Source organism: Erwinia rhapontici (assembly GCF_020683125.1).
GTDB classification, from domain to species: domain Bacteria; phylum Pseudomonadota; class Gammaproteobacteria; order Enterobacterales; family Enterobacteriaceae; genus Erwinia; species Erwinia rhapontici.
Genome location: NZ_CP085627.1, coordinates 1,460,652 through 1,483,801 on the forward strand (window position 1 = coordinate 1,460,652; position 23,150 = coordinate 1,483,801).

A 23,150-nucleotide genomic window follows, 5' to 3' on the forward strand; every position below is an offset into this window, starting at 1 on the left:
TTACCTCGCTATTTTTTGCGTTAACAGACGCTGAAGGGCCTGGGGCAACCGTGAGGTCACCCGCAGAATAAAAGCAAACAGCGCCGGGAAAGCGATTTCGGCCTTTCCTTTTGCCAGCCCGCGCCGGATAAAGCGCGAAGCCTGAACCACGTCGACAATCATCGGCATGGCAAAATCGTTGCGCTGTGTCAGCGGCGTGTCGACAAAGCCGGGCAGCACCAGCGTGATGCCAATCTGCTGACGCTTGACATCCTGCGCCAGGCTGCGGGCGAAATAGGCCAGCGCGGCTTTCGAGGCACCGTACGCTTCGGCGCGCGGCAGGGGAACCATGCTGGCGGTAGAGCCGACCAGCGCCACGCGGCTGCCAGGCTGCATCTGTGGGAGCAGGCTGTCCAGGCAGTTCACCGGACCACTGAAGTTCGTCAGCATCACGCGGTGGACTTTTTCGGCATCGACAATGCCATGGTCAAGATATTCACAGGTGCCTGCACAGAGGATCGCCAGATCTGCCCGCTTGCCGTCCAGAGCGGCGCGCGTTTCAGCCAGGTCAGTGATATCAAACAGGCAGATGTCAATCAGCGGGAACTGCTGGCGCAGTGCGTCCAGTCGCTCCGGATTACGCCCGCAGGCGGTGACATGCCAGCCTTCCGTTGCATAATCCTGCGCTAATTGCAGGCCGATGCCGGAGCTGGCGCCAGTGATCAGGACACGTTTCATGGTTGCAACCTCTTTTTGACCAGGCCGATGATCGTGCCCAGCAACGGTAGCTTTTCGTAGAGCATGGCGCCCATATCGTAGTAATCGCGCTGAAAGACCACTTTATTGTCGCGAAACTGCAGGTAGCTGCTGCCCTCTAGCGTCTGGTCAGCTCCCCGTTGCAGGGCAGGGTGGGCATATTCCATGCGCCACAGCAGCAGCGCGTCGGTATCAAACTCGCGCACCTGCGTCACCACAAAGCGGCAGTAACGCATGTTTTTCAGCAGGCTGGCAAAGTACTGCTCCACCACCGCAATGCCCTGGTGTTCACCTACCGGATCGCTCAGGCAGATCTCCGGATGGTAAATCTGCGCCAGCATTGTCAGCCTGTCGCTGTCCAGCGTCTGGTAAAATGTCACTAACTGCTGTAGTGCGGCCTGCTGAGTCATACCTGATTCCTTAGTGACCGTATGCGGTAATCGAGAACCCCTGCGCCTGCCAGTGGCTCATCTGTTCCTGCTGGCGTTTGGTTAACGTTTTTCCGGTATAAACAAAAATATGCTGACCGGGGAAAAGCTCGGGGCGGGGAGACTCCAGCGGTTCGGCCAGGATGTCAATGCGCCAGCCCTGCTGCGAGAGCCGCCAGGCTTCCAGCCACAGGCGGGGTCGGTCCGTCAGGCCCCAGCCAATCAGCAGTGCATCTTTGCCTGCTTTCTTGCGTGAACCCGTTAAACAGAAGCTAATGTAATCAATTAAAGCACCATCTAATAAACTACACATAGCCCGGGCGGTATTTTGATCTAAACCAAGGCGCTGGCGGATGGGGACGAAAACATGGTCGATAAGCATTTCTGCCGGGTTTTCTTTACCCATCGAGGCGATTTTTACCCGCAGCTTTGACGGACGCACGAGGCGAATAACCGCCAGCATCTCTTCCTGAAGGGCAAGCCACCCATCATCAATATTAACGTTTTCGCCTTCGAGCAGCGCTTTGACCTTACCGACCGGCACGCCGCTCTCAATCCAGCGTTTAATCTCTTCAATGCGCGCAATATCGTCTTCATCAAACAGACGATGACCCCCTTCGGTGCGCTGTGGTTTCAGCAGACCATAACGACGTTGCCAGGCGCGCAGCGTGACCGGATTAATGCCGCAGCGCTCTGCGACGTCACCGATGCTGTACAGTGCCATGTATTACCTCTTGACTTGCTGTCAGACCTTTTATTAGCCTAACCAATATTATCAGGTTGTACAAAGTATTATTTGTTGTACAAGTTGAAATGATGAAAATAAACAGCTATATCTCATATTAGAGATTAATTCCCAAATATGAGAAACGAAGATGGAACAAACCCCAACGGAACAGCGGCTGGCACAACGTCTGGCCGACCTGCGTGTGGAAAAGGGCTGGTCGCTGGAGACACTTGCCGAGCTTACCGGGATTAGCCGCGCTTCGCTATCCCGTATCGAGCGGGCTGAGACCAGCCCGACAGCCTCTTTGCTTAACCGACTGTGTAATGCCTACGGATTAACGATGTCACGTTTGTTAAGCGAAGTGGAACAGGAGGCTGTACAACTTTTGCGGCCTGAGCAGCAAAGCGTCTGGCACGATGTGGAAAATGGCTACGAGCGCCGATCGCTCTCCCCGCCTGCGCAGGCGTTTCATGCGGAGCTGGTGGAAGCCCGGCTGGCGGGAGGGGCACGTATTGACTACGACATTCCGCCGATTGCCGGGCTTGAGCAACATATCTGGATCCTGGATGGCGTACTGGAATTTCAAATGGATGAGCGTTTCTGGCGGCTGGAGCAGGGGGACTGCCTGCGTTTTCATCTGTTTGGCCGCACCCGCTTTCATGCACCTGAAGCGGGCGGTGCACGCTATGCACTGGTGGTGGCCCGCCCATGAACAATATTGATTATCAATGGCTGGATGCCGGACAGGCGCAGCAGGCGCTGCCTGCATTGTGTGAGGTGCTGGATGGTTGCGTGGCGCAGGGTGCCAGTATTGGCTTTGTCGATCGTGATGGGCAGAGGCTGCACCATTTCTGGCAGGATGTCGTTCTCAGTCTGGCCTGTGGGGATAAACGGCTGCTGGTGGCGAAGCGCGACGGGCGAATTGTCGGGACGGTAATGCTGGTGCTGGCTATGCCCGCGAACGGCGTGCATCGTGCTGAAGTGCTCAAACTGTTGGTGCATCCGGATGCACGCCGCTGCGGGATTGCCCGTGAACTGATGCAGCAGGCAGAAGCCCGGGGACGTGAACTCGGTCGCAGTCTGCTGGTGCTGGACACGCGCAGCGGGGATGCGGCTGAACCGCTTTATCTCTCGCTGGGCTGGAAGGTGGCCGGGCAGATCCCGGGCTATGCCCGATCGACCGCTGGCGTGATAGATGCCACCACGATCATGTATAAGGCGATCGATCCGATTGGGTAAGCGGTCGGGCGCGCTCCCCCGGATCACTTTCCGGGGGAGACGGGGCTAAACGCGGGCGGCCAGCGCGTCCACGCGCGCCATCGCCTGATACAGCGCACTTTCTGTCACCGTCTCGCGCATATTTTCCATATCCGGTGCATGCACCGATTCACGCACAATCACCGCCAGTTCGTCCGCATTCAGTTCGGCAATCTCTGCCAGACTAAGCGGTACACCACAGTCTCGCGCCAGGCGCATTTCTGCCAGCAACTCTGCATCATCGCGCTGCTCCAGTGCCAGCAGGCAGAGATTGCCGTAGCCGACCAGCAGGCCGTGGCCGAATTCGCGGGTTTTGTCGACGAAAGTGAACCCTTCGTAAATGGCATGGGAAGCCGCCGCATGGGCGCCGTTGCTCATCAGTGAAGTCAGCCCGGCAAAGGTGAAGATGGCATCCAGCGCCTGATCGAGAGCGTGATCAGGCTGCCGCTGGCGCACGGCTTCACAGGCTGCCGGGCCGTGTTTTGCTATCACGTCATAGCAGAGACGGCTGTGTGCCAGCGAGGAGAGCGCATTCGCATCCACGGCCGGGTGGCGTTCGCTCACCGCACGAAACTCATACCATTTTGCCAGCGTATCGCCCAGCCCTGCGGCCAGCCAGCGCAGCGGTGCCTCGGTCAGCAGTTGGCTGTCGATGATCACCGCCGCCGGAGCCTGCGGCAGCGGGAAGATATCAAAAAAGTTGCCGTTATCGTCATAGCGAATGGTTAACGGCGTCACCGCCGAACAGGTCGCGGCGATGGTGGGCAGGGTGATCACCGGGATATTCTGCTCGGCACCGACCGCCTTGCAGGTATCCAGCGATTTACCTCCCCCCGCTGCAATAATCACGTCGGCCTGATATTCCTGCGCCAGCGCGCCCAGGCGGGCAATCTGGCGTAATGAGGTTTCGCCGCCAAACCATTCGCTGCCCACCAGCAGACAACCTGCTGCCGTCAGCTGTTGCGCCACCCGGTCTTTGACCGCCGCCAGCGCCTGGTGGCCGCCAATCAGCAGCACACGCTGGCCCAGTTCACGGCTGAGGGTGCCGATCTGGTTGATGACTCCCGCGCCACGCAGTACGCGCGCCGGGAAAATCAGATGTTGGTGTGACATGGTTATCCTTCAGAAAAAAAGGGGGAAAGTTATGGCTATCATCTGACGGAACCCTCCGCAGGAAAATCACTCGTATCCACTATTCACTTCATGATTTACTTAACTATCGATCGTTTAATCAGTGGAACGAAAGTGAGCCTCAACCGTTTACCCAATCTGAAACTATTGAGTGTGTTTGTCTGTGTGGCGCGCTGCCAGGGCTACTCCCGCGCCCAGCAGGAGCTGAATATGACCACGCCTGCGATCAGCGCCTATATGAGTGAGCTGGAGCAACAGCTGGGTTTCGTGCTGTGCCGACGCGGGCGGGCAGGATTTTCACTGACAGAAAAAGGCGAACAGTATCTGCAATACAGCCTGCAATTGCTGGATAACTTGCAGGACTTTGACCGCCAGGTGGACGGGCTGAAGAATGAGCAGGGTGGCGTGTTTTCACTTGGCGTCGTGGACTCTATCGCCACGGATGACCGACTGCATCTGGCCGATACCCTGCGTCAGTTCAGTGACCGCTTTCCGGCGATCTACCTCAGCCTGGCGGTACGTGACCCGAATGAGTTGCAGCAGCAGGTGCTGGATAACCGCCTTGACCTGGCCATCGGGCATTTCCCGGTGAACGTGAATAATCTGGTGACAGTGCCGCTGCACCATGAACAGCACTGGCTTTACTGTAGCGACAGCCATTCGCTGTTTGCCCGCCACACCCTGGATGACCTGCAAAATGTGGGCTTCGTGACTCGCAGCTACTGGAATCAGAGCGAGCTGGCGCGGCGCGGCTTTAAAGACAGTAGCGCCTCTGTGGAAAGCATCGAAGCGCAGCTGATTCTTATCCTTTCTGGTAAGTATATTGGTTACCTGCCGGAGCACTGCGCGCGGTCATGGGTGGCTGAGGGCCGGTTGCGGCGTCTGTCACCGGAACAGTTCAACTATCGTGCAGCATTTTCCCTGATTTTTCGTCGTGGCCGCAGCCGGGAAGTCCCGATCCGTGCCCTGCGTGACCTGCTGAAACTGCAAGCCGCCGCAGGAGATTAACGTTTGCAGGCTGACGCCGCCGCAATACTGTGTAAAAATACAGCCTTGTTTAGCTGGAAGTGATTGTCATGGCGTTAACTGTCGCGTTAAAAACGCAAATTGCCGGGTGGTATAAAGCCCTGCAACAGCAAGTTCCCGATTTTATTCCGCGTGCGCCGCAGCGGCAGATGATTGCCGAGGTCGCGAAAACGCTGGCGGGGGACGACGGTCGTCATCTGGCAATTGAAGCGCCGACCGGGGTGGGGAAAACCCTCTCCTACCTGATCCCCGGTATTGCTGTCAGCCGCGCTGAGGAAAAACCGCTGGTGGTCAGCACCGCTAACGTGGCCTTACAGGATCAGATTTTCAGCAAGGATCTGCCCCTGCTGAAGAAAATTATTCCCGATTTGAAGTTTACTGCGGCGTTTGGTCGTGGTCGTTACGTGTGTCCGCGCAATCTGTCGGCGCTGGCAACAGATGAAGAAAATCAGGGCGATCTGCTGCTGTTCCTCGACGACGATATGACCGCCAGCAAAGATGAGCGGGTCATCTGCACTGAACTGGAAAAATCCCTCAAGCGCTATCAGTGGGATGGACTGCGCGATCACTGTGCGGAAAATATTGAAGACTCCCTCTGGCAACGCCTGAGCACCGATAAAGCCAACTGCCTCGGCAGTAACTGCAACTGGTTCCGTGAATGCCCGTTTTATGTGGCGCGGCGTGAAATCGAAGATGCGGACGTGGTGGTGGCGAATCACGCCCTGGTGATGGCCGCACTGGAAACAGAATCCGTGCTGCCACCGCCGAAAAACCTGCTTCTGGTGCTGGATGAAGGCCACCATTTACCGGATGTGGCACGCGATGCGCTGGAGATGAGCGGCGAAATCACCCCAGGCTGGACCGTGTTACAACTGGATCTGTTCTGCCGCCTGGTGGAGCAGTGCCTGGCGCAGTTTCGTCCGAAACGCCCGCCGTCCCTTAGCCACCCGGACAAGCTCAAAGCCCACTGCGAAGAGGTGCGTGAGCAGTTACAGATGCTGTCGCAAATCTTAGGCCTGTATCTGCCGCCGGAAGGGCAGGAGGGCGAATATCGCTTTGAGATGGGGCTGCTGCCCGAAGAGATCCTGACAATCTGCGCCCGCCTTTTCAAACTCAGCGATGCGCTGCGTGGGTTGGCGGAAGGGATGATGAATGACCTCAGCGAGAAAACCGGCCAGTTTGACGTAGTGCGCCTGCACCGTACGCTGATCCAGATGAACCGTGCGCTGGGCTGGTTTGAAGCCAGCAGCAAGCTGTGGCGACTGGCGGCAATGGAGCAGGCATCCGGCGCCCCGGTGTCGAAATGGGTCACACGGGAAATCCGCGACGGTAGCGCGCATCTGATGTTTCACTGCGCCGGGATACGCGTCAGTGAACAGCTGGAAAAGTTGCTGTGGCGCAAGATCCCGCATGTGGTGGTGACCTCGGCGACGCTGCGCTCGTTAAACAGTTTCCAGCGTCTGCAGGAGATGTCCGGCTTGAGTGAGAAAGTCGGAGACCGCTTTGTCGCCCTCGATTCGCCGTTTAATCATGTGGCTCAGGGGCAGCTGATTATCCCGCAGATGAAGTACGAGCCGATGCTGGCGAACGAAGTGATGCATCTGGCGGAAATGGCGCACTTCTTTCGTCATCAAATTAAGCTGGCGGCCCATAAAGGTATCCTGGTGCTGTTCGCCAGTGGTCGCGCCATGCATCAATTCCTCGCTTACCTGCCCGAGTTGCGCCTGATGATGCTGGTGCAGGGCGATAAGCCACGCCCGGCGCTGGTGGCGCTGCACCGTAAACGCGTAGAGCAGGGGGAAACCAGCGTTCTGGTGGGATTACAGTCCTTTGCGGAGGGGCTGGATCTGAAAGGTGACCTGCTTTCTCAGGTCCATATTCATAAAATCGCTTTCCCCCCGATAGACAGTCCGGTTATTTTGACAGAGGGAGAGTGGCTAAAAAGCCTCAAGCGCTATCCGTTTGAAGTGCAAAGCCTGCCCAGCGCCTCGTTTAACCTCATCCAGCAGGTCGGGAGGTTGATCCGCAGCCATGATTGCTTTGGCGAGATTGTGATTTACGATCGGCGCTTGATCAGCAAAAGCTATGGTGCACGCCTGCTGGGGGCGCTGCCGGTGTTCCCCATCGCGCAACCTCCGATGCCGGAAGGTGAACTGCCAAAAGCCGTAACCCCGGCCGCGAAGAAGAAACCCGCGCCGCGCCGTCGTCGTTAACCCTTTTTACTGAGCAAAAACATGAGCATGGACTATAAAAAAATCATCAAAGAGGTCGGACGCGGTAAGAATCATGCCCGCGATATTGATGCGGATACCGCGTGCGAGCTTTATCGCCGGATACTGAACGGCGAGGTGCCGGATCTTGAGCTGGGTGCTCTGCTGATTGCTCTGCGCATTAAAGGCGAAGGCGAAGGGGAGATGCTGGGCTTCTACCAGGCGATGCAGCAGCAGATGCCGCGCCTGATACCGCCTGCACAGCGACCGATGCCCATTGTGATCCCGAGTTACAACGGGGCACGCCGTCAGGGAAACCTGACGCCGCTGCTGGCGCTGCTGCTGTCGCGTCTGGGCTTCCCGGTGCTGGTTCACGGTGTTAGCGACGATCCGACACGCATCACCAGCGAGGCGGTCTTTGCAGCGCTGGATATACCCGCTGTTTCCACCCTGGAAGAAGCACAGGCGAAGCTGGATGCCGGTGATCTGGTGTTTATCACTATTGGCACGCTTTGCCAGCCCATGGAGCAGCAGCTGGCGTTGCGCTGGCGTATGGGGGTGCGTAACAGTGCGCATACGCTGGCCAAGCTGGCAACGCCGTTTGCCGCCGATGCGGCGCTGCGGCTGGCCAGCGTTTCGCATCCGGAGTATATCCCGCGCGTGGCAACATTTTTCAGCGCCGTTGGCGGGCGGGGTTTGTTGCTGAACGGTACGGAAGGGGAAGTGTACGCCAGCCCGCAGCGGTGCCCGTCGATCACGCTGATGGCTGGAGAAGACACGCGTGCGCTGTTGTCCCGGCAGGAAGAAGTGGTGCTGAGCGCTGACCATCTGCCTTCAGCTAAAGATGCGGCCACCACGGCCGCATGGATCCGTCGTTGCCTGGATCGCCAAGTGCCGGTGCCCCAGTCGCTGCGTTTGCAGATTGCCTGTTGTTACCTCGCTACCGGGCGGGCGATTGATCTGGATGGCGCGTTAGCGCAGATCGATTCGGCCGGCTATTAACACCCGCGCCGCATTCGGGTCGGGCATGCCCGACCCCTACCAATCCCTCATCATCGTTAACCGTTGTAGGGGCGAGGCAGGCTCGCCCGGTGTTGAATGCCGGATTTAACGAGGCAATAACTGCCCGACCCCTACCAATCCCTCATCATCGTTAACCGTTGTAGGGGCGAGGCAGGCTCGCCCGGTGTTGAATGCCGGATTTAACGAGGCAATAACTGCCCGACCCCTACCAATCCCTCATCATCGTTAACCGCTGTAGGGGCGAGGCATGCCTCGCCCGGTGTTGAATACGCGGTTCTAACGGGGCAATAACTGCCCGACCAGGGCGGTCCACAGCGCAATACCTGGGCCGATCAGCGTATCGTTAAAATCATAGCGAGCATTATGCAGCGGTGCAGAAGGGATTTTACCGTCGGCCCCCAGCCAGAAATAGGCACCGGGACAGGCTTCCAGCATGCAGGCAAAATCTTCCGATGCCATCGATGGGTTAACATTCCAGTGCACCTGCTCTGCGGGAAGTAACGTCAGCGCACAGTCACGCACCTTCGCGGCTTCCTGTGGATTATTCGCCGTGACCGGATAATCCGTCTGATAAACAATGCTGCCTTCGATGCCCAGCGGGCGAGTGAAGGTGGTGACAAACTCATCAATCATCTGGCGTACCCGTACACGGACATCCGCCTGCAGGCAGCGCAGCGTGCCGCGCAGCACCACCGTCTCCGGGATGACGTTGATCGCTTCGCCACCGTTAATCTGCGTAATGCTGACGACCGCCGAGGCCAGCGGCGACAGGCGACGTGCAGGGATGGTTTGCAGCGCCAGAATCAGTTGGGCAGCAGCGACAATCGGGTCTGCGCCGTTTTCCGGCATGGCGGCATGACAGCTGCGTCCGTTCAGTGTGATTTCGAACGAATCCAGCGAGGCCATCATCGCTCCTTCATTGACCGCCACATGGCCCGCAGGCAGGCCCGGCCAGTTGTGCATACCGTAAATGGCATCCATCGGGAACAGGGTAAACAAGCCGTCTTCAACCATGCGGCGTGCACCGCCGAGGTTTTCTTCCGCAGGCTGAAAGACAAAGTGAACGGTGCCGCTAAAACATCGGGTGGTGCTGAGGTGTCTGGCCGTTGCCAGCAGTATTGCCGTGTGGCCATCGTGGCCACAGGCATGCATCACGCCCGGCTGCGTGGAGCGGTGCGGCGGGTTTCCCAGTTCGGTCATCGGCAGTGCGTCCATATCAGCGCGCAGACCAATGGTCGGGCCGGGGCCGTTTTCCAACGTCCCGACGACGCCCGTCCCCGCCAGGCCACGATGCACCTGAAGCCCCATCGCTGTAAGCTGTTCCGCCACCGCTTGCGACGTATGATGCTCCTGATAGCCAAGCTCCGGGCGGGCATGAAATGCCCTGCGCCAGCCAGTGGCTTCATCAATCAGCGAAACGGGAATGACCATAGATTACTTCTCCTGTCAGGGGCTTTGCTATCCAGTAGCGGGCACAAAATAAGTTAGCATAAAACGGATAAGGAAAGGGGCAGGTGCAGAGAAAAACGGGCCTGAGAGCAGGCCCGTGTGGGGGTTATTTGATCATGGGAAGATTTAGCTCGTGCTTGCGGGCACAGGCTTTGGCTGTTTCGTAACCCGCATCCGCATGGCGCATCACGCCGGTAGCCGGGTCGTTCCACAGTACGCGCCCGAGGCGCACATCAGCTTCCGGGGTGCCGTCTGCAACAATCACCACACCAGCATGCTGTGAGAAGCCCATCCCGACGCCACCGCCATGATGCAGACTGACCCAGGTGGCCCCGCCAGCGGTGTTCAGCAGAGCGTTCAGCAGCGGCCAGTCCGACACGGCATCCGATCCATCCATCATCGCTTCGGTTTCACGGTTAGGGGAAGCCACCGAACCGCAGTCAAGGTGGTCACGACCGATAACCACCGGTGCTTTTAGCTCACCGTTGCGCACCATTTCGTTGAAGGCCAGCCCGGCAAGATGACGCTCACCCAACCCCAGCCAGCAGATGCGGGCAGGCAGACCCTGGAAAGCGATGCGCTCCTGCGCCATATCCAGCCAGCGATGCAGGTTGCTGTGATCCGGGAACAGCTCTTTCAGTTTGGCATCGGTCTTGTAGATATCTTCCGGGTCACCGGACAGGGCGACCCAGCGGAAGGGACCTTTGCCTTCACAGAACAGGGGGCGAATATAAGCAGGAACAAAGCCTGGGAAATCAAAGGCATTTTTCACCCCTTCGTCCAGGGCAACCTGTCGAATATTATTGCCGTAATCCACCGTCGGAATGCCCATATGGCAGAAGTCGAGCATCGCCTGAACATGGACTGCCATTGAGGCACGGGCGGCTTTTTCTACGGCTTTTGCATCGGTCTTACGGGTGGATTCCCAACGCGCCAGATCCCAGCCCGCAGGCAGGTAGCCGTTGATCGGGTCGTGGGCAGAGGTCTGATCGGTGACGATATCCGGCTTCATGCCCCCGGCTTTCGCACGTTTCACCAGCTCTGGCAGGATCTCGGCCGCGTTACCCAGCAGGCCCACGGAAATCGCGCGTTTCTCTTTGTTTGCCCGGTCGATAATTTCCAGGGCTTCATTGATGCTAAAGGCTTTGTAATCCAGATAACGGGTGCGCAGACGGAAATCAATACGGGACTCCTGGCACTCTATCGCCAGCACGGAGGCACCGGCCAGCACGCCCGCCAGAGGCTGTGCGCCGCCCATCCCGCCTAGCCCGGCGGTCAGGATCCATTTACCGGCAAGATCGCCCTGATAATGCTGGCGCCCGGCCTCCACGAAGGTTTCAAACGTCCCCTGCACAATGCCCTGCGCACCGATGTAGATCCAGGAGCCGGCAGTCATCTGGCCGTACATCATCAGCCCGGCTTTATCCAGCTCATGGAAGTGGTCCCAGGTGGCCCAGTGCGGCACAAGGTTGGAGTTGGCAATCAGCACGCGTGGCGCATCGGCATGGGTGCGGAATACGCCCACCGGTTTGCCGGACTGCACCAGCAGCGTCTCTTCCGGTTTCAGCGCTTTCAGCGATCGCAGGATCTGCTCAAAGCACTCCCAGTTCCGTGCTGCTTTGCCAATGCCGCCATAAACCACCAGGTCTTCCGGGCGCTCAGCAACATCCGGGTCAAGGTTGTTCTGGATCATGCGATAAGCAGCTTCAATCAGCCAGTTAGCACAGTGCAGTTCACTGCCGTGCGGGGCGCGTATGGTACGGGCGACGGCATTTTTTACAGATTCAGTCATGGTGTATTCCTTCTCAATATGGGCTTAGCGCGCGCGTGAGGGTTGCAGGGCGGCGATCATATCCGGCCAGCGATCCGCGCCAGCCCACAGACGCATCTGCTCGATATCCGGTGCCATCAGGCGGTCTTTTTCCAGGTAAGGCACGCGTTCGCGGATGGCGGCGAGCACGTTTTCCAGCTGAGGGGAGCTGTGCAGCGGGCGGATAAAATCAATACCCTGTGCAGCGGCCATCGCTTCGATGCCGACCACGGCAGCGGTGTTAAAACACATCGCGCCCAGACGACGGGCGGCGTAGGTTGCCATGGAAACGTGATCTTCCTGGTTTGCGGAGGTGGGCAGGCTGTCGACGCTGCCCGGATGGGCCAGCGATTTGTTTTCAGAGGCCAGCGCAGCGGCGGTCACCTGAGCGATCATAAAGCCGGAGTTCACCCCACCATCGTTCACCAGGAACGGCGGCAGACCGGAAAGGCCGGTATCCAGCAGCAGCGCCAGGCGACGCTCAGAGATGGCACCGATTTCGGCAACGGCCAGTGCGATGATATCGGCGGCAAACGCCACCGGCTCGGCGTGGAAGTTACCGCCGGAAATCACTTCGCCGGTGTCGGTAAACACCAGCGGGTTATCGGAGGCGGCATTAGCTTCAATCTGTAACACTTTCGCCGCATGATTGAGGTTATCGAGGCAGGCGCCCATCACCTGTGGGACACAGCGAATGGAGTAGGGGTCCTGCACGCGGCCACAGTTGGCATGCGAAGTGAGGATTTCACTGCCTTCCAGAAGCGCTGACACCGCAGCGGCCACGTCAATCTGACCCTGCTGACCACGCGCTTCATGAATGCGGTGATCGAAAGGTTTGATCGAGCCTTTAATCGCTTCCAGCGACAGAGCACCCGCCACCAATCCGGCAGCAAACACATTCTCCCCCTCAAACAGTCCGCGCAGTGCCAGCGCCGTCGATACCTGGGTACCGTTCAGTAGTGCCAGGCCCTCTTTCGGCCCCAGCACAAATGGCTTAAGTCCGGCGATCGCCAGCCCTTGCGTGGCGGGTATCAGCTTGCCCTCAACGCGGACGTCACCTTCACCCAGCAGCATCAGCGACAGATGTGCCAGCGGGGCCAAATCGCCAGAGGCGCCAACGGAGCCTTTTTCCGGGATGCACGGCATGATGCCTGCGTTAAACAGGGCGAGCAGTGCGTCGACAAGTTCAATACGTATTCCCGAATGACCACGCGCGAGACTGATGACTTTGGTCGCCATAATCACGCGCACAACATCATCTGGCAGCAGATCACCCAGCCCGACGCTGTGTGACAGAACAAGGTTACGTTGCAGCTCGGCCAGGCGTTCCGTTGGAATGGTGGTTTGTGCCAGTTTGCCAAAACCGGTGTTGATGCCGTAGGTCACTTTGCCTTCTTTGACGATCGCGGCCACCGTGGCACTCGCCTGCTGAATACGGCTGCGTGACGTTTCGTCCAGCGCCAGTGTGACACCCCCGCGATAGATCCTTTTGAGGGTGGCCAGGTCCACCTTGCCCGGCGTCAGCAGGCAATGATGCGTAGTCAGTGACATGGTATACTCCTGTATAGACAACTAAGGTTGCTGTGTTTTGTTAGGAAGACGTTAATGAGTGAAACACATGTGTATAGTCTTGTCTATACAACCAGCAAGAGTTGTGCCAGCTGCGTCACAAAAACGATTTCGGAGAAAATGTGTGTTTAACCGGGGATTTTTCCAGGAGCCCGCGCACAGCAGGCTTTCGGGTTTGCACTGCATCAGGGCATCATGCTTTATTCAGGTGCGGTCCGGATGTCTATACATATCAGGTTTTAGCCCGTAAACTTCCGTTATCAGATAATTAAGGAATCCGCTATGGTCGTGCAGACTGCCATTTCACAACTCTCCGCAGCCATGAGCGATCAGCCTGCTCCGATTTACCTGCGTGTTAAGCAGGCGATTATCAGCCAGATCCGTGAAGGGGTGTGGAAAGCCAACCAGCGCGTGCCGTCAGAAAGCGAGCTGGTCAATGAACTCGGCGTCAGCCGTATGACCATCAACCGCGCACTGCGCGAACTCACCAGCGAAGGGTATCTGATCCGTATGCAGGGGGTGGGCACCTTTGTGGCCGAAGTGAAGGGCTATACGGCAATGCTGGAAGTGCACAATATCGCAGAAGAGATCGCCCAGCGTGGTCATCGGCACAGCAGCAAAATCCTCACGCTGCGCGAATGTAAAGCCGACCCGGAACAAGCGGCTGTGCTGGGATTAACCACCGGTCAGTCACTGTTCCACTCGCTGATGGTGCATTACGAAAACGAGCAACCCGTACAGCTGGAAGATCGCCTGGTGAATCCGCAAATGGCACCGGATTATCTGCAACAGGACTATGAGCATCAGACGCCTTATACCTATCTGATGCATGTGGCACCGCTGACAGCAGGTGAGCATATTGTGGAAGCGGTATTGCCGGATGCACAGCAGTGCCGTCATCTGGCAATCGAGGCTACGGAGCCCTGCCTGTTGATCCGCCGCCAGACCTGGAGCGAGGGCAAGATTGTGACTTACGCGCGCCTGCTCTATCCTGGTTCACGCTATCAGTTATTCGGACGTTTTAAGTGAAGCGTGCCCCATAGCAACTGCGCATCTTCTGACACCGGGATAAACGCCCCGGCATTGTTCGCCCACCATGCGCCCTGGCCCGCTTTTAGCAGCGTTTGCTGATGCTGCCACTGACCTGAAATCACATACACCACGCCCGCCTCAATCGCCGCAGGTGCAAAGCGCGTGGTGGCAATCCCCGCCTCCGGCAGAAAAGCACTGCGCCGTGCCATGATATTAAAGTCTGTACTGATTTTGCCGGAGAGCCGGGCGCTGATGGCTTCTTCGCCACGAAAGGCGAACGGCTGATGCAGGCTCAACGGCTGATAAAGCTGGTCATGACGATAGAGCGCCACATCCCCGCTGAGCAGCGTAATAATGCGATCGATGCCGGGGAACAGTGAAAAATCACCGTCAGCGGCAATGGTGGCAATGCTAATGCGCCAGTCAAAATCCGCTGCACCGGGTGGATAGCTGACAATTTCCCGCGTTTCACCACCGCCATTACGCCAGCGGCTGGCGGGCAGGCGGTTGCTCTCATACAGATGGATCACTGTAATGCCTCCAGGGCATCACGCAGATCGGCATTAATTGCGGTCTGTTGTGCATGCTGTCCGTCACGGATGCGCTGCTGTCCGGCGACAAACACATCCTGAATCTGGCTACGGTGGCCGGCAAACAGCCAGCGGTTCAGCAGTGAGGTATCCGGGGTGCTGTCCAGCAGGGCATCCCCGGCCAGCACCAGCCAGTCAGCGCGGTAGCCGGGTTGCAGGCTGCCGATCTTCACGCCGCATGCCTGAGCACCACCTGCCAGCGCTTGCTGATACAGCACGTCACCCACTGACGGTTCCTGCGCGGTCACAATACGGTTGCGGCGGCGGTCGCGCAGTCGCTGGGCATATTCCAGCCAGCGCAACTCTTCCACCACATCCAGCGAAACATGGCTGTCAGAGCCAATCCCCCAGCGACCGCCCTGAGCCACGTAGTCGGTGGCCGGGAAAATCCCGTCCCCCAGATTAGCCTCGGTGGTCGGGCACAGACCGGCAACGGCCTGGCTGGCGGCAAGGCGGCGGATCTCCTGTTCGTCCAGATGCGTGGCGTGAATCAGACACCAGCGTGAATCCACGGCAAAGCGATCCAGCAGCCAGCTCACCGGGCGTTCACCGCTCCAGGCCAGCGAGTCGTTGACTTCTTTTTCCTGCTCCGCAATATGAATATGCACCGGAAGATCGGCGGGACTGCTTTCCAACACCTCGCGCATCTGCTGTTCGTTCACCGCACGCAGAGAATGGAAGCACAGCCCCTGGTTGTACAACGGCCGCCCGGCAATCAGCTGGTGCAGGCGCTGCTGCTGAGCCAGATAGGTGTTGGTATCCTGAATAAACCGTTTCTGCCCCGGCTGTGCGGGCTGGCTGCCAAATCCGGCATAACTGTACAACACGGGTAACAGTGTCTGACCAATGCCGCTGCGGTCGGCGGCGTGAATCAACTGGCGCAGCATCGCATCGTCAGGATAGGGCTGGCCATCGGGCTGATGGTGCAGATAGTGGAACTCGGCCACCTGGGTATAGCCGCCTTTCAGCATATCAACATACAGATGTGTGGCGATGGCACCGACCTGCTGCGGCGACAGACGCTGCACCATGCGATACATCAGGTCGCGCCAGGTCCAGAAGCTGTCCTGCGGGTCACCCGCCACTTCGGCCAGCCCGGCCATCGCCCGCTGGAAAGCGTGTGAGTGCAGGTTGGCCATCGCAGGCAGCACGACGCCATTAAGCCGCTGTGCTCCCTCGGGCGTGCTGTTGGCAGCAGTGGCGGTGATCATGCCCTGTGCATCGACATCAATCAGGACATTGCGCTGCCAGCCATCGGCCAGCAGGGCGCGGGGCGCAAAAAAGCGTGTCATGGTTGCTTCCTGTGCAATGAGGTTGTATATACATATACATACTTATGATTCAACAGTAAAGTGCATAACATGGGAGAGCGGATGAACCAGCAACTCAGCTGCGACCATCTTTGGTATGGGGCCGATATTGTCACCATGCAGGATGGGCGTTACAGCATCATTGAGCAAGGCGCCATTGCCGTCAGCGGGGAAGAGATTGTCTGGCTGGGGCCTTATACACACAGTGCGCATATTGCGGCCAGTCAGCGCACCGATCTCGGCGGGGGGATCATCACGCCCGGTCTGGTGGACTGTCATACGCATCTGGTGTTTGGGGGCGATCGCAGCCATGAGTTTGAACAACGTCTGAACGGGGTCAGTTACAGCGAGATTGCGGCCCAGGGCGGGGGCATTTTGTCTACCGTGCGCGCAACCCGCAGCGCTTCCCAGGCGCAGTTAGTGGCCAGTGCCCGCAAGCGCCTCGATCATTTGCTGGCCGAGGGTGTCACCACCGTTGAGATTAAATCCGGTTACGGGCTGGAAATTGCCAGCGAGCTGCGGATGCTGCAGGCCATTCGTCAACTGGCGCAGCAGGTACCTGCACAGATCCAGGCAACCTGCCTGGCGGCACATGCGGTGCCGCCGGAGTATCAGCAGCAGCCCGATGCCTGGGTTGATGTCATTTGTGATCGGCTGTTGCCTCAGGTGGCGGCAGAAGGTCTGGCCGATGCGGTGGATGCCTTCTGCGAGCACCTGGCCTTTTCCCCCGATCAGGTACGGCGGGTCTTTACCGCGGCACAGCGGCTCGGATTGCCAGTGAAGCTGCATGCAGAACAGCTGTCACCGCTGGGTGGCAGTGCGCTTGCGGCAGAATTTAATGCGCTGTCGGCGGACCATGTGGAATATGCCACTGAAACTGACGTTGCTGCGATGGCGCAACACGGCACCGTTGCCGTACTGCTGCCCGGTGCTTTCTATCTGTTGCGTGAAACACAGCGCCCGCCTGTTGAGTTGTTCCGCCGTTATCAGGTGCCGATGGCGCTGGCCAGCGACGCCAATCCGGGAACGTCCCCGGCTTTGTCACTGCGTCTGATGCTGAATATGGGCTGCACGCTGTTTGGTATGACGCCGGAAGAGGCGCTGGCAGGAGTGACGCTGAACGGTGCGCGAGCACTGGGTCTGGCCGATCGACTGGGTTCACTGGAGGTCGGTAAGTTGGCCGATTTCGTTCACTGGCCACTGGTACGTCCGGCTGAACTGGTTTACTGGCTTGGCGGGCAGTTACCCTGCCGGGTCGTCTTTCGTGGAGAAGAACGATGAACGCTTATCAATTCAGCGCCGGTACGCTGCCGCTGCTGCTCAGTATTCCCCATGCGGGCACGCAGCTCACCCCTGAAGTGGAGGCCGGCTTAAGTGATGCCGCGCGCGGGCTACCCGATACCGACTGGCATATTCCTCAGCTGTACGACTTTGCCCGGGCAATGGGCATCAGCGTGCTGGTGGGCTACTATTCACGCTTTGTTATCGACCTCAATCGTCCGCCGGATAACCAGGCACTGTACACCACGGCCACCACCGGGCTTTACCCGGAAACCCTGTTTGACGGCTCTCCAACGTTTGCCCCGGGAAAAACACCCACACCGGTACAGCGTGAAGGGTATCTGCACCATATCTGGCAGCCGTATCATGACAAAATCGAGCAGGAGCTGGCGCGGATCAGGCATCAATTTGGTTATGCGCTGTTATTTGACGCCCATTCGATAGCGTCAGTAATCCCACGTTTATTTGATGGAAAATTACCTGATGTGAATCTGGGAACCAACGATGGTGCCAGCTGCCACCCGGAACTGGCGCAACAGCTCACTGCGTGCTGCGATGCGCAGTCACAGTTTAGCTGGGTGCTGAATGGGCGCTTTAAAGGCGGCTATATTACCCGCGCTTACGGTAAACCGCAGGAGAACCAACATGCGGTGCAGCTGGAGCTGGCGCAGTGTCATTATATGGATGAGCAGCCGCCCTTTGGCTGGAGAGAAGATAAAGCCAGCAGCCTACAACCGCTGCTTAAGCAGCTGATCGAGACGCTGCTGCACTACGGAAAATCGCGTTGATCTTTCGGGCGCAACGGTGTTGCGCCCTGATTTTATCTGCCTTACAACAATTTTTATGTCTTACAACAACGTTTCTGTCTTACAACAACAGGGTTTCAATGTCCTGCCAGTTTTCCACGCGTCGGTAGCCCGTCACATGGCGGTTATGCGGTGCCGAATAGAGAATGCCTTCCCCGCAGAAATTCGCGAAGTTAATCACGTTGTCATCGATCATATAGTCGGCATTGATAATGCTTTTGTTGCCGCAGAACACGATGTTGCTGGGTTTGATGGCCGGGAAGTGCTGTTTTAGCCACTGAAACTTGGCGTTGAACGATGTCGGCACTTCCATCGCAGCGGTCGTAATAAAAATCTCGTAATGCTCGCTCAGCCGGGCGATCACCCGCTGACTGTCGGCGATCACGCCCAGGTCGGCAAAGAAGGTGGGGTCGCCGACCAGCTCAAAGATTTCCACCAGTTTATCTTGATCGTCCTGATGCAGATTAAACAGGTTCAGCTCATCCGGCATCAGCTGCTGTGAAAAATGGGCGTTCCAGGTGGCTAATATCTTAGTATGAAAATCAGCGATGACTTCATCCATATCGATGGCGATGCGTTTCATAATCACTCCATGACTAATGTTTTTAGAATTCGCATCATAGCAAAAAAGCCTGCGGACGGCATGTCGGCGTTTGTCATACCGGCCTCACTGAATGGCCTGTTATCTGACGTTTATTCGATTGCACCTGTCGGGCAGGCCCGACAGGTATTCAACCCCGGGCATCCGGCCTGACCATATCAAACTTTAATGCTTCACTGATGCCGTAATAGGCTGAGGGGCCGCCTGCACGCAGGATCGGTTCTGCTTTCGCCGTCTGATAGATTCCTTCAACCAGCAGCTCCTGATCAATATGGATCGCCACCACTTCGCCCAATACCAGCCAGGTCGGGATTTGCTCGCCATCGGCGGTTTGCAACTGGATGCACTGTGAGAGTCGGCACTCAAAATTGACCGGGCTTTCGGCCACCATACTGACGTTTACCAGGCTGGCCGGCAGGGCAGTCAGCCCCGCATAAGCAAACTCATCCTCGCCGTGGGCAAGAGAGGCCGAGCTTTCATTCATCGGAACGGCCAGCGAACGTGTCGCCAGGTTCCAGACAAATTCTCCGGTTTCAACGATGTTCGCCACGCTGTCTTTCCAGCCGCTGCTGGCGAACCCAATCACTGGAGGGCGGTAATTAAAGCAGTTAAAGAAGCTATAGGGTGCGAGATTACGCTGCCCGGCCACATTCTGTGAACTGATCCAGCCAATCGGGCGCGGACCAATGATCGCATTGAGTGGATCGTGCGGCAGGCCGTGGCCTTGTTTAGGTTGATACGAATGACGCGTACGCAAAGGGAACTCCTATAATAATAAAGATAAATATTAATGACTTAAGTCAAATGCATTCAGTTGGGAAATCATTTGAAACATGCAATATATTAGGGGCGCTATCTAAGAAGATATGCCCTTATATTTTTTAAGGAACTTAATTTTAAGGAGCTTTACATGTATTCAAATGCCTCGCGTTTTACTGCAACCCCTCTTCTGATTGCTGCCGCGGTACTGTTTTCGGCTACAGCGGCTACAGCGGCGGATAATAGCGCATTTTTTGATGCCGCATTATGCAAACCAGCCTACACCACCAAGGCTGCCAGCGCGCTCTACAATGAAGCAGAAAAAGTGTCTAAATATCAGCTGGTGGGTGCAATGGCGGTTTACCCGCTGACTGAAGCTGTGGTCAAAGATGGTTACAGCACCAAAGCCTTTGTGCTGGCAGGTACCACCTACGGCGTGCTGGTCGAAGGCAATAAAGCCGATGAGCTGGCGAAAACTTATCAGTTAACGCCTGAGCCAAAAAACCCGATGATCGTGGCGACCAAAAGCTACATTCGCGTATTAGCCGATGCCGACCAGCCTTCACCGGAGATGGGACGCGTGGCGATCACGGCACGTGAAGCGCAGGGGATCCCGGGTAAGACACTGCTAAGCTGCGAATTTACGTCATTAGCCGATCTCGAAGCGATGAAAGCGATGGCGAAATAGTCAGCACAAAAATCAGGGCCGTCAGGCCCTTTTTCTCTCAGCAGGCGCTGCCCACCCGCAGACACAACGCGTGAATTATCTGCCAGTGGTTTACCATTAATAGCGCAGCAGGTATCTTACGCGTCTGCTGATAAGAGAATGACTGATGAAAACCCCTGTTGAAAAAAATGTGCTTCACCCCCGTAACCGTCATCGCGGTCGCTACGATTTTGCCGCGCTGATTGCCAGCCATCCCCCCCTGGCACCTTTTGTCGCGGTCAATAACTGGGGCAGCGAGTCCGTGGACTTCGGCAATCCCGATGCCGTTAAGGCGCTGAATCAGGCCCTGCTGAGCCATTTTTATCAGATCGCTCACTGGGATATCCCGGAAGGTTTCCTTTGCCCGCCAGTGCCGGGACGTGCCGATTATATTCATCATCTGGCTGACCTGTTGGCGGAAGATAACCGCCGCGTGGTGCCGCGTGACATTAACGTGCTGGACGTCGGCTGCGGTGCAAACCTGATTTATCCGTTGATTGGCCACAGCGAATACCAGTGGCGCTTTACCGGCAGTGAAGTCAACGAGCAGGCGATGACGTCCGCCAATGCGATTATCGCGGCGAATCCGGGCCTGAACCGTGCCGTTCGTCTGCGCCGTCAGAAAGACACTAACGCGATTTTTAAAGGTGTGATTCACAAAAGTGAGCTGTATCAGGCCGTACTGTGTAACCCACCGTTCCACGCATCCGCAGCCGATGCCCACCAGGGCAGCCAGCGCAAGCTGCGCAACCTGGGGCTGGATCGCCACTCTCCGTTGAACTTCGGCGGGCAGCAGGACGAACTCTGGTGTGAAGGCGGCGAAGTGGCGTTTATCAAGCGCATGATTGAAGAGAGCGCCAGCTTCGGCCGTCAGTGCGTGTGGTTCACCACGCTGGTATCACGCAAAGAGCATCTGCCGGAGCTGTGGCGTACGCTGGAAGAGGCGGATGTTGCTGCCATGCGTACCGTTGAAATGGCCCAGGGACAGAAGCAGAGCCGCTTTATTGCGTGGAGTTTTATGGAACAGCCGCAGAGAACGCGCAACCTTAATCTTTAACCTTGCCGCTGTGTGAGTCGGCCCGTTTCGTTTAAGCGGGCGTCAAACACCCTGTTCGTGTGCGCGAATCCTCTTCTCCTGTAGTGGCGATCGGCAGAAAAGTATAGACCGTCAAGACGGTGTGAAAGAGAAAGGAGAGGTTTTGAGACAAAGACGAAAAGCAGGGGCGAACGCAGGTTCGCCCCTGAAGGGATTACGACACGTGCTGTAAGAACTCACGCAGACGGGCGCTTGGCGGGTTGGAGATCAACTCGTCAGGGTTACCGTCTTCCGCAATACGGCCTTTATCGATAAAGATCAGGCGCGATGCCACTTTCTGCGCAAAGCCCACTTCGTGGGTCACGATGACCATGGTCATGCCTTCTTCAGCCAGGTCCTGCATTACTTTTAACACTTCGTGACGCAGTTCCGGGTCAAGCGCAGAGGTGGGTTCATCGAACAGCATCATTTTCGGCTTCACGGCTAGCGCACGGGCAATCGCCACGCGCTGCTGCTGGCCACCGGACAGCTCGGAAGGGAAGTGGTTAGCACGTTCAGCCAGGCCGACTTTACCCAGCAGTTCCTTCGCCAGACGCTGAGCATCGGCTTTCTTCGCACCGCGTACGCGGATAGGACCGAAGGCAACGTTGTCCAGCGCACTCATCTGTGGGAACAGATGGAACTGCTGGAATACCATGCCCGCTTCCTGGCGGATCAGACGATCGTCCACTTTCGGGTCGTTGACCTTTTTGCCATCAACAATCAAATCACCGCTGGTGATCTCTTCCAGTTTGTTGATGCAGCGCAGCAGTGTGGATTTACCGGAACCCGATGGGCCGATAATCACCACCACTTCGCCCTGGTTTATTTTCAGATCGATGTCATGCAGGACCTGAGTAGCACCGAAGTGCTTGGAAACATTTTTAAATTCAATCACAGGATTTTCATCCTTCTCTCAAGGCGACGCAGAACGAAACTCAGCACCAGCGTAATAATCAGATAGATAACCGCAACGGCGCTCCAGATTTCCAGTGCGCGGAAGTTACCTGCAATAATTTCCTGTCCCTGGCGGGTCAGTTCTGCCACACCAATCACGATAAACAGTGAGGTGTCTTTGATGCTGACGATCCACTGGTTACCCAGTGGTGGCAGCATACGGCGCAGCGCCAGCGGCATAATCACGTAGCGCAGCGTTTCACGGCTGGAGAGGCCCAGCGCCAGGCCGGCTTCACGGAAGCCACGGTTAATCGACAGCACAGCACCACGCGTAATCTCAGCGATGTAGGCACCTGAGTTGATCATGATGGTCACCACCGCAGCAGTGAACGGGTCGATTCTGAAATCGGGCAGTGCCATTGGCAGTGCGAAATAGATAAACATCACCTGCACCACGATAGGGGTGCCACGGATCAGTTCAATGAAAACCAGCGCGATGTTGCGTGAAAGCCAGCCACCGTAGGCGCGGGCGAAACCTGCGGCCAGACCGATGATCACACCGCCAAGCAGACCGAGGACCGAAATCCACAGGGTCATTTTGGCACCTTCAAGCAGGATTGGAATAGCAGGCCAGATGGCGCTCCAGTCAAACTGCATGTTTATTCTCCGGATCTAAAACAGTGTGTTGATGTGGAAAAAACGCAGGAGCAACACGCTCCTGCATTTAA

The 23,150-nt window shown here is 57.3% G+C and carries 23 protein-coding genes; 10 read left to right on the plus strand and 13 right to left on the minus strand.

The window, feature by feature from the left end:
- Genes LJN55_RS06970 through LJN55_RS06980 form a run of 3 tightly spaced genes read right to left on the minus strand, consistent with a single transcriptional unit; the run spans position 1 to position 1,887 of the window.
- Positions 1 to 717, minus strand: a complete 717-nt coding sequence (locus LJN55_RS06970) for an SDR family NAD(P)-dependent oxidoreductase (protein WP_133841132.1) — start codon at positions 715 to 717, stop codon at positions 1 to 3.
- Positions 714 to 1,145, minus strand: coding sequence for a nuclear transport factor 2 family protein (locus LJN55_RS06975; RefSeq protein ID WP_133841131.1), 432 nt, complete (start codon positions 1,143 to 1,145; stop codon positions 714 to 716). Before LJN55_RS06975 ends, LJN55_RS06970 begins: the two co-directional genes overlap by 4 nt.
- Before the next feature lie 10 nt (positions 1,146 to 1,155).
- On the minus strand, positions 1,156 to 1,887 hold the full coding sequence (locus LJN55_RS06980; protein WP_227535922.1) for a MerR family transcriptional regulator: 732 nt from the start codon (positions 1,885 to 1,887) through the stop codon (positions 1,156 to 1,158).
- 151 nt (positions 1,888 to 2,038) lie between these two features.
- On the opposite strand from LJN55_RS06980, the gene LJN55_RS06985 reads away from it, so the two are divergent.
- Entirely contained in the window at positions 2,039 to 2,602 is a 564-nt protein-coding gene (locus tag LJN55_RS06985; RefSeq protein WP_227535923.1) for a helix-turn-helix domain-containing protein, read from the plus strand.
- On the plus strand, positions 2,599 to 3,129 hold the full coding sequence (locus LJN55_RS06990; protein WP_227535924.1) for a GNAT family N-acetyltransferase: 531 nt from the start codon (positions 2,599 to 2,601) through the stop codon (positions 3,127 to 3,129). Before LJN55_RS06985 ends, LJN55_RS06990 begins: the two co-directional genes overlap by 4 nt.
- Before the next feature lie 45 nt (positions 3,130 to 3,174).
- Here LJN55_RS06990 and LJN55_RS06995 read toward each other — a convergent pair whose 3' ends face one another.
- Positions 3,175 to 4,260, minus strand: a complete 1,086-nt coding sequence (locus LJN55_RS06995; protein WP_159338091.1) for an iron-containing alcohol dehydrogenase family protein — start codon at positions 4,258 to 4,260, stop codon at positions 3,175 to 3,177.
- A 132-nt stretch (positions 4,261 to 4,392) separates the two neighbouring features.
- Here LJN55_RS06995 and LJN55_RS07000 point away from each other — a divergent pair, with 132 nt between their 5' ends.
- From LJN55_RS07000 to ybiB, 3 genes are all read left to right on the plus strand, one after another.
- Positions 4,393 to 5,286, plus strand: a complete 894-nt coding sequence (locus LJN55_RS07000; protein ID WP_227535925.1) for a LysR family transcriptional regulator — start codon at positions 4,393 to 4,395, stop codon at positions 5,284 to 5,286.
- Between the two features lie 68 nt (positions 5,287 to 5,354).
- Positions 5,355 to 7,517, plus strand: coding sequence for an ATP-dependent DNA helicase DinG (gene dinG / locus LJN55_RS07005; RefSeq protein ID WP_133841125.1), 2,163 nt, complete (start codon positions 5,355 to 5,357; stop codon positions 7,515 to 7,517).
- Positions 7,518 to 7,544: 27 nt separating this feature from the next.
- Positions 7,545 to 8,516 carry a DNA-binding protein YbiB gene (ybiB, locus tag LJN55_RS07010; protein WP_227536355.1) on the plus strand — a complete coding sequence of 324 codons (972 nt, stop codon included), beginning with the start codon at positions 7,545 to 7,547 and terminating at the stop codon, positions 8,514 to 8,516.
- Between the two features lie 297 nt (positions 8,517 to 8,813).
- On the opposite strand, the gene LJN55_RS07015 is transcribed toward ybiB, so the two are convergent.
- The 3 genes from LJN55_RS07015 to hutH form a co-directional block, all read right to left on the minus strand.
- Positions 8,814 to 9,968 (minus strand): M20 aminoacylase family protein, encoded by a 1,155-nt coding sequence (locus LJN55_RS07015; protein ID WP_227535926.1) that lies wholly within the window; start codon positions 9,966 to 9,968, stop codon positions 8,814 to 8,816.
- 124 nt (positions 9,969 to 10,092) lie between these two features.
- Complete coding sequence (gene hutU / locus LJN55_RS07020; protein ID WP_133841123.1) at positions 10,093 to 11,778, minus strand: urocanate hydratase; 1,686 nt, start codon at positions 11,776 to 11,778, stop codon at positions 10,093 to 10,095.
- A 24-nt stretch (positions 11,779 to 11,802) separates the two neighbouring features.
- The gene (gene hutH, locus LJN55_RS07025; RefSeq protein WP_213202273.1) at positions 11,803 to 13,347 is read right to left on the minus strand and encodes a histidine ammonia-lyase; all 1,545 of its coding nucleotides are present in this window, start codon (positions 13,345 to 13,347) and stop codon (positions 11,803 to 11,805) included.
- Positions 13,348 to 13,647: 300 nt separating this feature from the next.
- On the opposite strand from hutH, the gene hutC reads away from it, so the two are divergent.
- Positions 13,648 to 14,394 (plus strand): histidine utilization repressor, encoded by a 747-nt coding sequence (gene hutC, locus LJN55_RS07030; RefSeq protein ID WP_133841121.1) that lies wholly within the window; start codon positions 13,648 to 13,650, stop codon positions 14,392 to 14,394.
- On the opposite strand, the gene LJN55_RS07035 is transcribed toward hutC, so the two are convergent.
- Positions 14,370 to 14,927, minus strand: a complete 558-nt coding sequence (locus LJN55_RS07035; RefSeq protein WP_227535927.1) for a HutD/Ves family protein — start codon at positions 14,925 to 14,927, stop codon at positions 14,370 to 14,372. The two genes, hutC and LJN55_RS07035, sit on opposite strands and share 25 nt — an antisense overlap.
- The gene (locus tag LJN55_RS07040) at positions 14,924 to 16,279 is read right to left on the minus strand and encodes a formimidoylglutamate deiminase (protein ID WP_133841119.1); all 1,356 of its coding nucleotides are present in this window, start codon (positions 16,277 to 16,279) and stop codon (positions 14,924 to 14,926) included. The genes LJN55_RS07035 and LJN55_RS07040 overlap by 4 nt, the downstream gene beginning before the upstream one ends.
- 81 nt (positions 16,280 to 16,360) lie before the next feature.
- On the opposite strand from LJN55_RS07040, the gene hutI reads away from it, so the two are divergent.
- Together hutI and hutG are read left to right on the plus strand one after the other, a co-directional pair.
- Complete coding sequence (gene hutI / locus LJN55_RS07045; protein WP_227535928.1) at positions 16,361 to 17,578, plus strand: imidazolonepropionase; 1,218 nt, start codon at positions 16,361 to 16,363, stop codon at positions 17,576 to 17,578.
- On the plus strand, positions 17,575 to 18,366 hold the full coding sequence (gene hutG / locus LJN55_RS07050; RefSeq protein WP_227535929.1) for an N-formylglutamate deformylase: 792 nt from the start codon (positions 17,575 to 17,577) through the stop codon (positions 18,364 to 18,366). Before hutI ends, hutG begins: the two co-directional genes overlap by 4 nt.
- A gap of 79 nt (positions 18,367 to 18,445) precedes the next feature.
- Here hutG and LJN55_RS07055 read toward each other — a convergent pair whose 3' ends face one another.
- Together LJN55_RS07055 and LJN55_RS07060 are read right to left on the minus strand one after the other, a co-directional pair.
- On the minus strand, positions 18,446 to 18,967 hold the full coding sequence (locus LJN55_RS07055; RefSeq protein ID WP_133841116.1) for a 5' nucleotidase, NT5C type: 522 nt from the start codon (positions 18,965 to 18,967) through the stop codon (positions 18,446 to 18,448).
- A 148-nt stretch (positions 18,968 to 19,115) separates the two neighbouring features.
- On the minus strand, positions 19,116 to 19,742 hold the full coding sequence (locus LJN55_RS07060) for a flavin reductase family protein (RefSeq protein ID WP_227535930.1): 627 nt from the start codon (positions 19,740 to 19,742) through the stop codon (positions 19,116 to 19,118).
- 153 nt (positions 19,743 to 19,895) lie between these two features.
- Between LJN55_RS07060 and LJN55_RS07065 the strand changes: the two genes are divergently transcribed.
- Both LJN55_RS07065 and rlmF read left to right on the plus strand, forming a co-directional pair.
- Entirely contained in the window at positions 19,896 to 20,432 is a 537-nt protein-coding gene (locus LJN55_RS07065) for a hypothetical protein (RefSeq protein WP_133841114.1), read from the plus strand.
- Positions 20,433 to 20,577: 145 nt separating this feature from the next.
- Positions 20,578 to 21,507, plus strand: a complete 930-nt coding sequence (rlmF, locus tag LJN55_RS07070) for a 23S rRNA (adenine(1618)-N(6))-methyltransferase RlmF (protein WP_159338097.1) — start codon at positions 20,578 to 20,580, stop codon at positions 21,505 to 21,507.
- A 193-nt stretch (positions 21,508 to 21,700) separates the two neighbouring features.
- Here rlmF and glnQ read toward each other — a convergent pair whose 3' ends face one another.
- Both glnQ and glnP read right to left on the minus strand, forming a co-directional pair.
- Positions 21,701 to 22,423 carry a glutamine ABC transporter ATP-binding protein GlnQ gene (glnQ, locus tag LJN55_RS07075; protein ID WP_133841112.1) on the minus strand — a complete coding sequence of 241 codons (723 nt, stop codon included), beginning with the start codon at positions 22,421 to 22,423 and terminating at the stop codon, positions 21,701 to 21,703.
- Entirely contained in the window at positions 22,420 to 23,079 is a 660-nt protein-coding gene (gene glnP, locus LJN55_RS07080) for a glutamine ABC transporter permease GlnP (RefSeq protein ID WP_062746608.1), read from the minus strand. The genes glnQ and glnP overlap by 4 nt, the downstream gene beginning before the upstream one ends.
- Between the last annotated feature and the right edge of the window lie 71 nt (positions 23,080 to 23,150).

Excerpts from the sequence above, each read along its gene's own strand:
- hutI (WP_227535928.1), top strand. The coding sequence starts at position 16,361 with ATGAACCAGCAACTCAGCTGCGACCATCTTTGGTATGGGGCCGATATT.
- LJN55_RS06970 (WP_133841132.1), bottom strand. The coding sequence starts at position 717 with ATGAAACGTGTCCTGATCACTGGCGCCAGCTCCGGCATCGGCCTGCAA.
- LJN55_RS06985 (WP_227535923.1), top strand. The coding sequence starts at position 2,039 with ATGGAACAAACCCCAACGGAACAGCGGCTGGCACAACGTCTGGCCGAC.
- LJN55_RS07055 (WP_133841116.1), bottom strand. The coding sequence starts at position 18,967 with ATGAAACGCATCGCCATCGATATGGATGAAGTCATCGCTGATTTTCAT.
- LJN55_RS06990 (WP_227535924.1), top strand. The coding sequence starts at position 2,599 with ATGAACAATATTGATTATCAATGGCTGGATGCCGGACAGGCGCAGCAG.
- glnP (WP_062746608.1), bottom strand. The coding sequence starts at position 23,079 with ATGCAGTTTGACTGGAGCGCCATCTGGCCTGCTATTCCAATCCTGCTT.
- rlmF (WP_159338097.1), top strand. The coding sequence starts at position 20,578 with ATGAAAACCCCTGTTGAAAAAAATGTGCTTCACCCCCGTAACCGTCAT.
- hutG (WP_227535929.1), top strand. The coding sequence starts at position 17,575 with ATGAACGCTTATCAATTCAGCGCCGGTACGCTGCCGCTGCTGCTCAGT.
- LJN55_RS06980 (WP_227535922.1), bottom strand. The coding sequence starts at position 1,887 with ATGGCACTGTACAGCATCGGTGACGTCGCAGAGCGCTGCGGCATTAAT.
- hutU (WP_133841123.1), bottom strand. The coding sequence starts at position 11,778 with ATGACTGAATCTGTAAAAAATGCCGTCGCCCGTACCATACGCGCCCCG.
- hutC (WP_133841121.1), top strand. The coding sequence starts at position 13,648 with ATGGTCGTGCAGACTGCCATTTCACAACTCTCCGCAGCCATGAGCGAT.
- LJN55_RS06975 (WP_133841131.1), bottom strand. The coding sequence starts at position 1,145 with ATGACTCAGCAGGCCGCACTACAGCAGTTAGTGACATTTTACCAGACG.
- LJN55_RS07015 (WP_227535926.1), bottom strand. The coding sequence starts at position 9,968 with ATGGTCATTCCCGTTTCGCTGATTGATGAAGCCACTGGCTGGCGCAGG.
- LJN55_RS06995 (WP_159338091.1), bottom strand. The coding sequence starts at position 4,260 with ATGTCACACCAACATCTGATTTTCCCGGCGCGCGTACTGCGTGGCGCG.
- ybiB (WP_227536355.1), top strand. The coding sequence starts at position 7,545 with ATGGACTATAAAAAAATCATCAAAGAGGTCGGACGCGGTAAGAATCAT.
- LJN55_RS07040 (WP_133841119.1), bottom strand. The coding sequence starts at position 16,279 with ATGACACGCTTTTTTGCGCCCCGCGCCCTGCTGGCCGATGGCTGGCAG.
- hutH (WP_213202273.1), bottom strand. The coding sequence starts at position 13,347 with ATGTCACTGACTACGCATCATTGCCTGCTGACGCCGGGCAAGGTGGAC.
- dinG (WP_133841125.1), top strand. The coding sequence starts at position 5,355 with ATGGCGTTAACTGTCGCGTTAAAAACGCAAATTGCCGGGTGGTATAAA.
- LJN55_RS07065 (WP_133841114.1), top strand. The coding sequence starts at position 19,896 with ATGTATTCAAATGCCTCGCGTTTTACTGCAACCCCTCTTCTGATTGCT.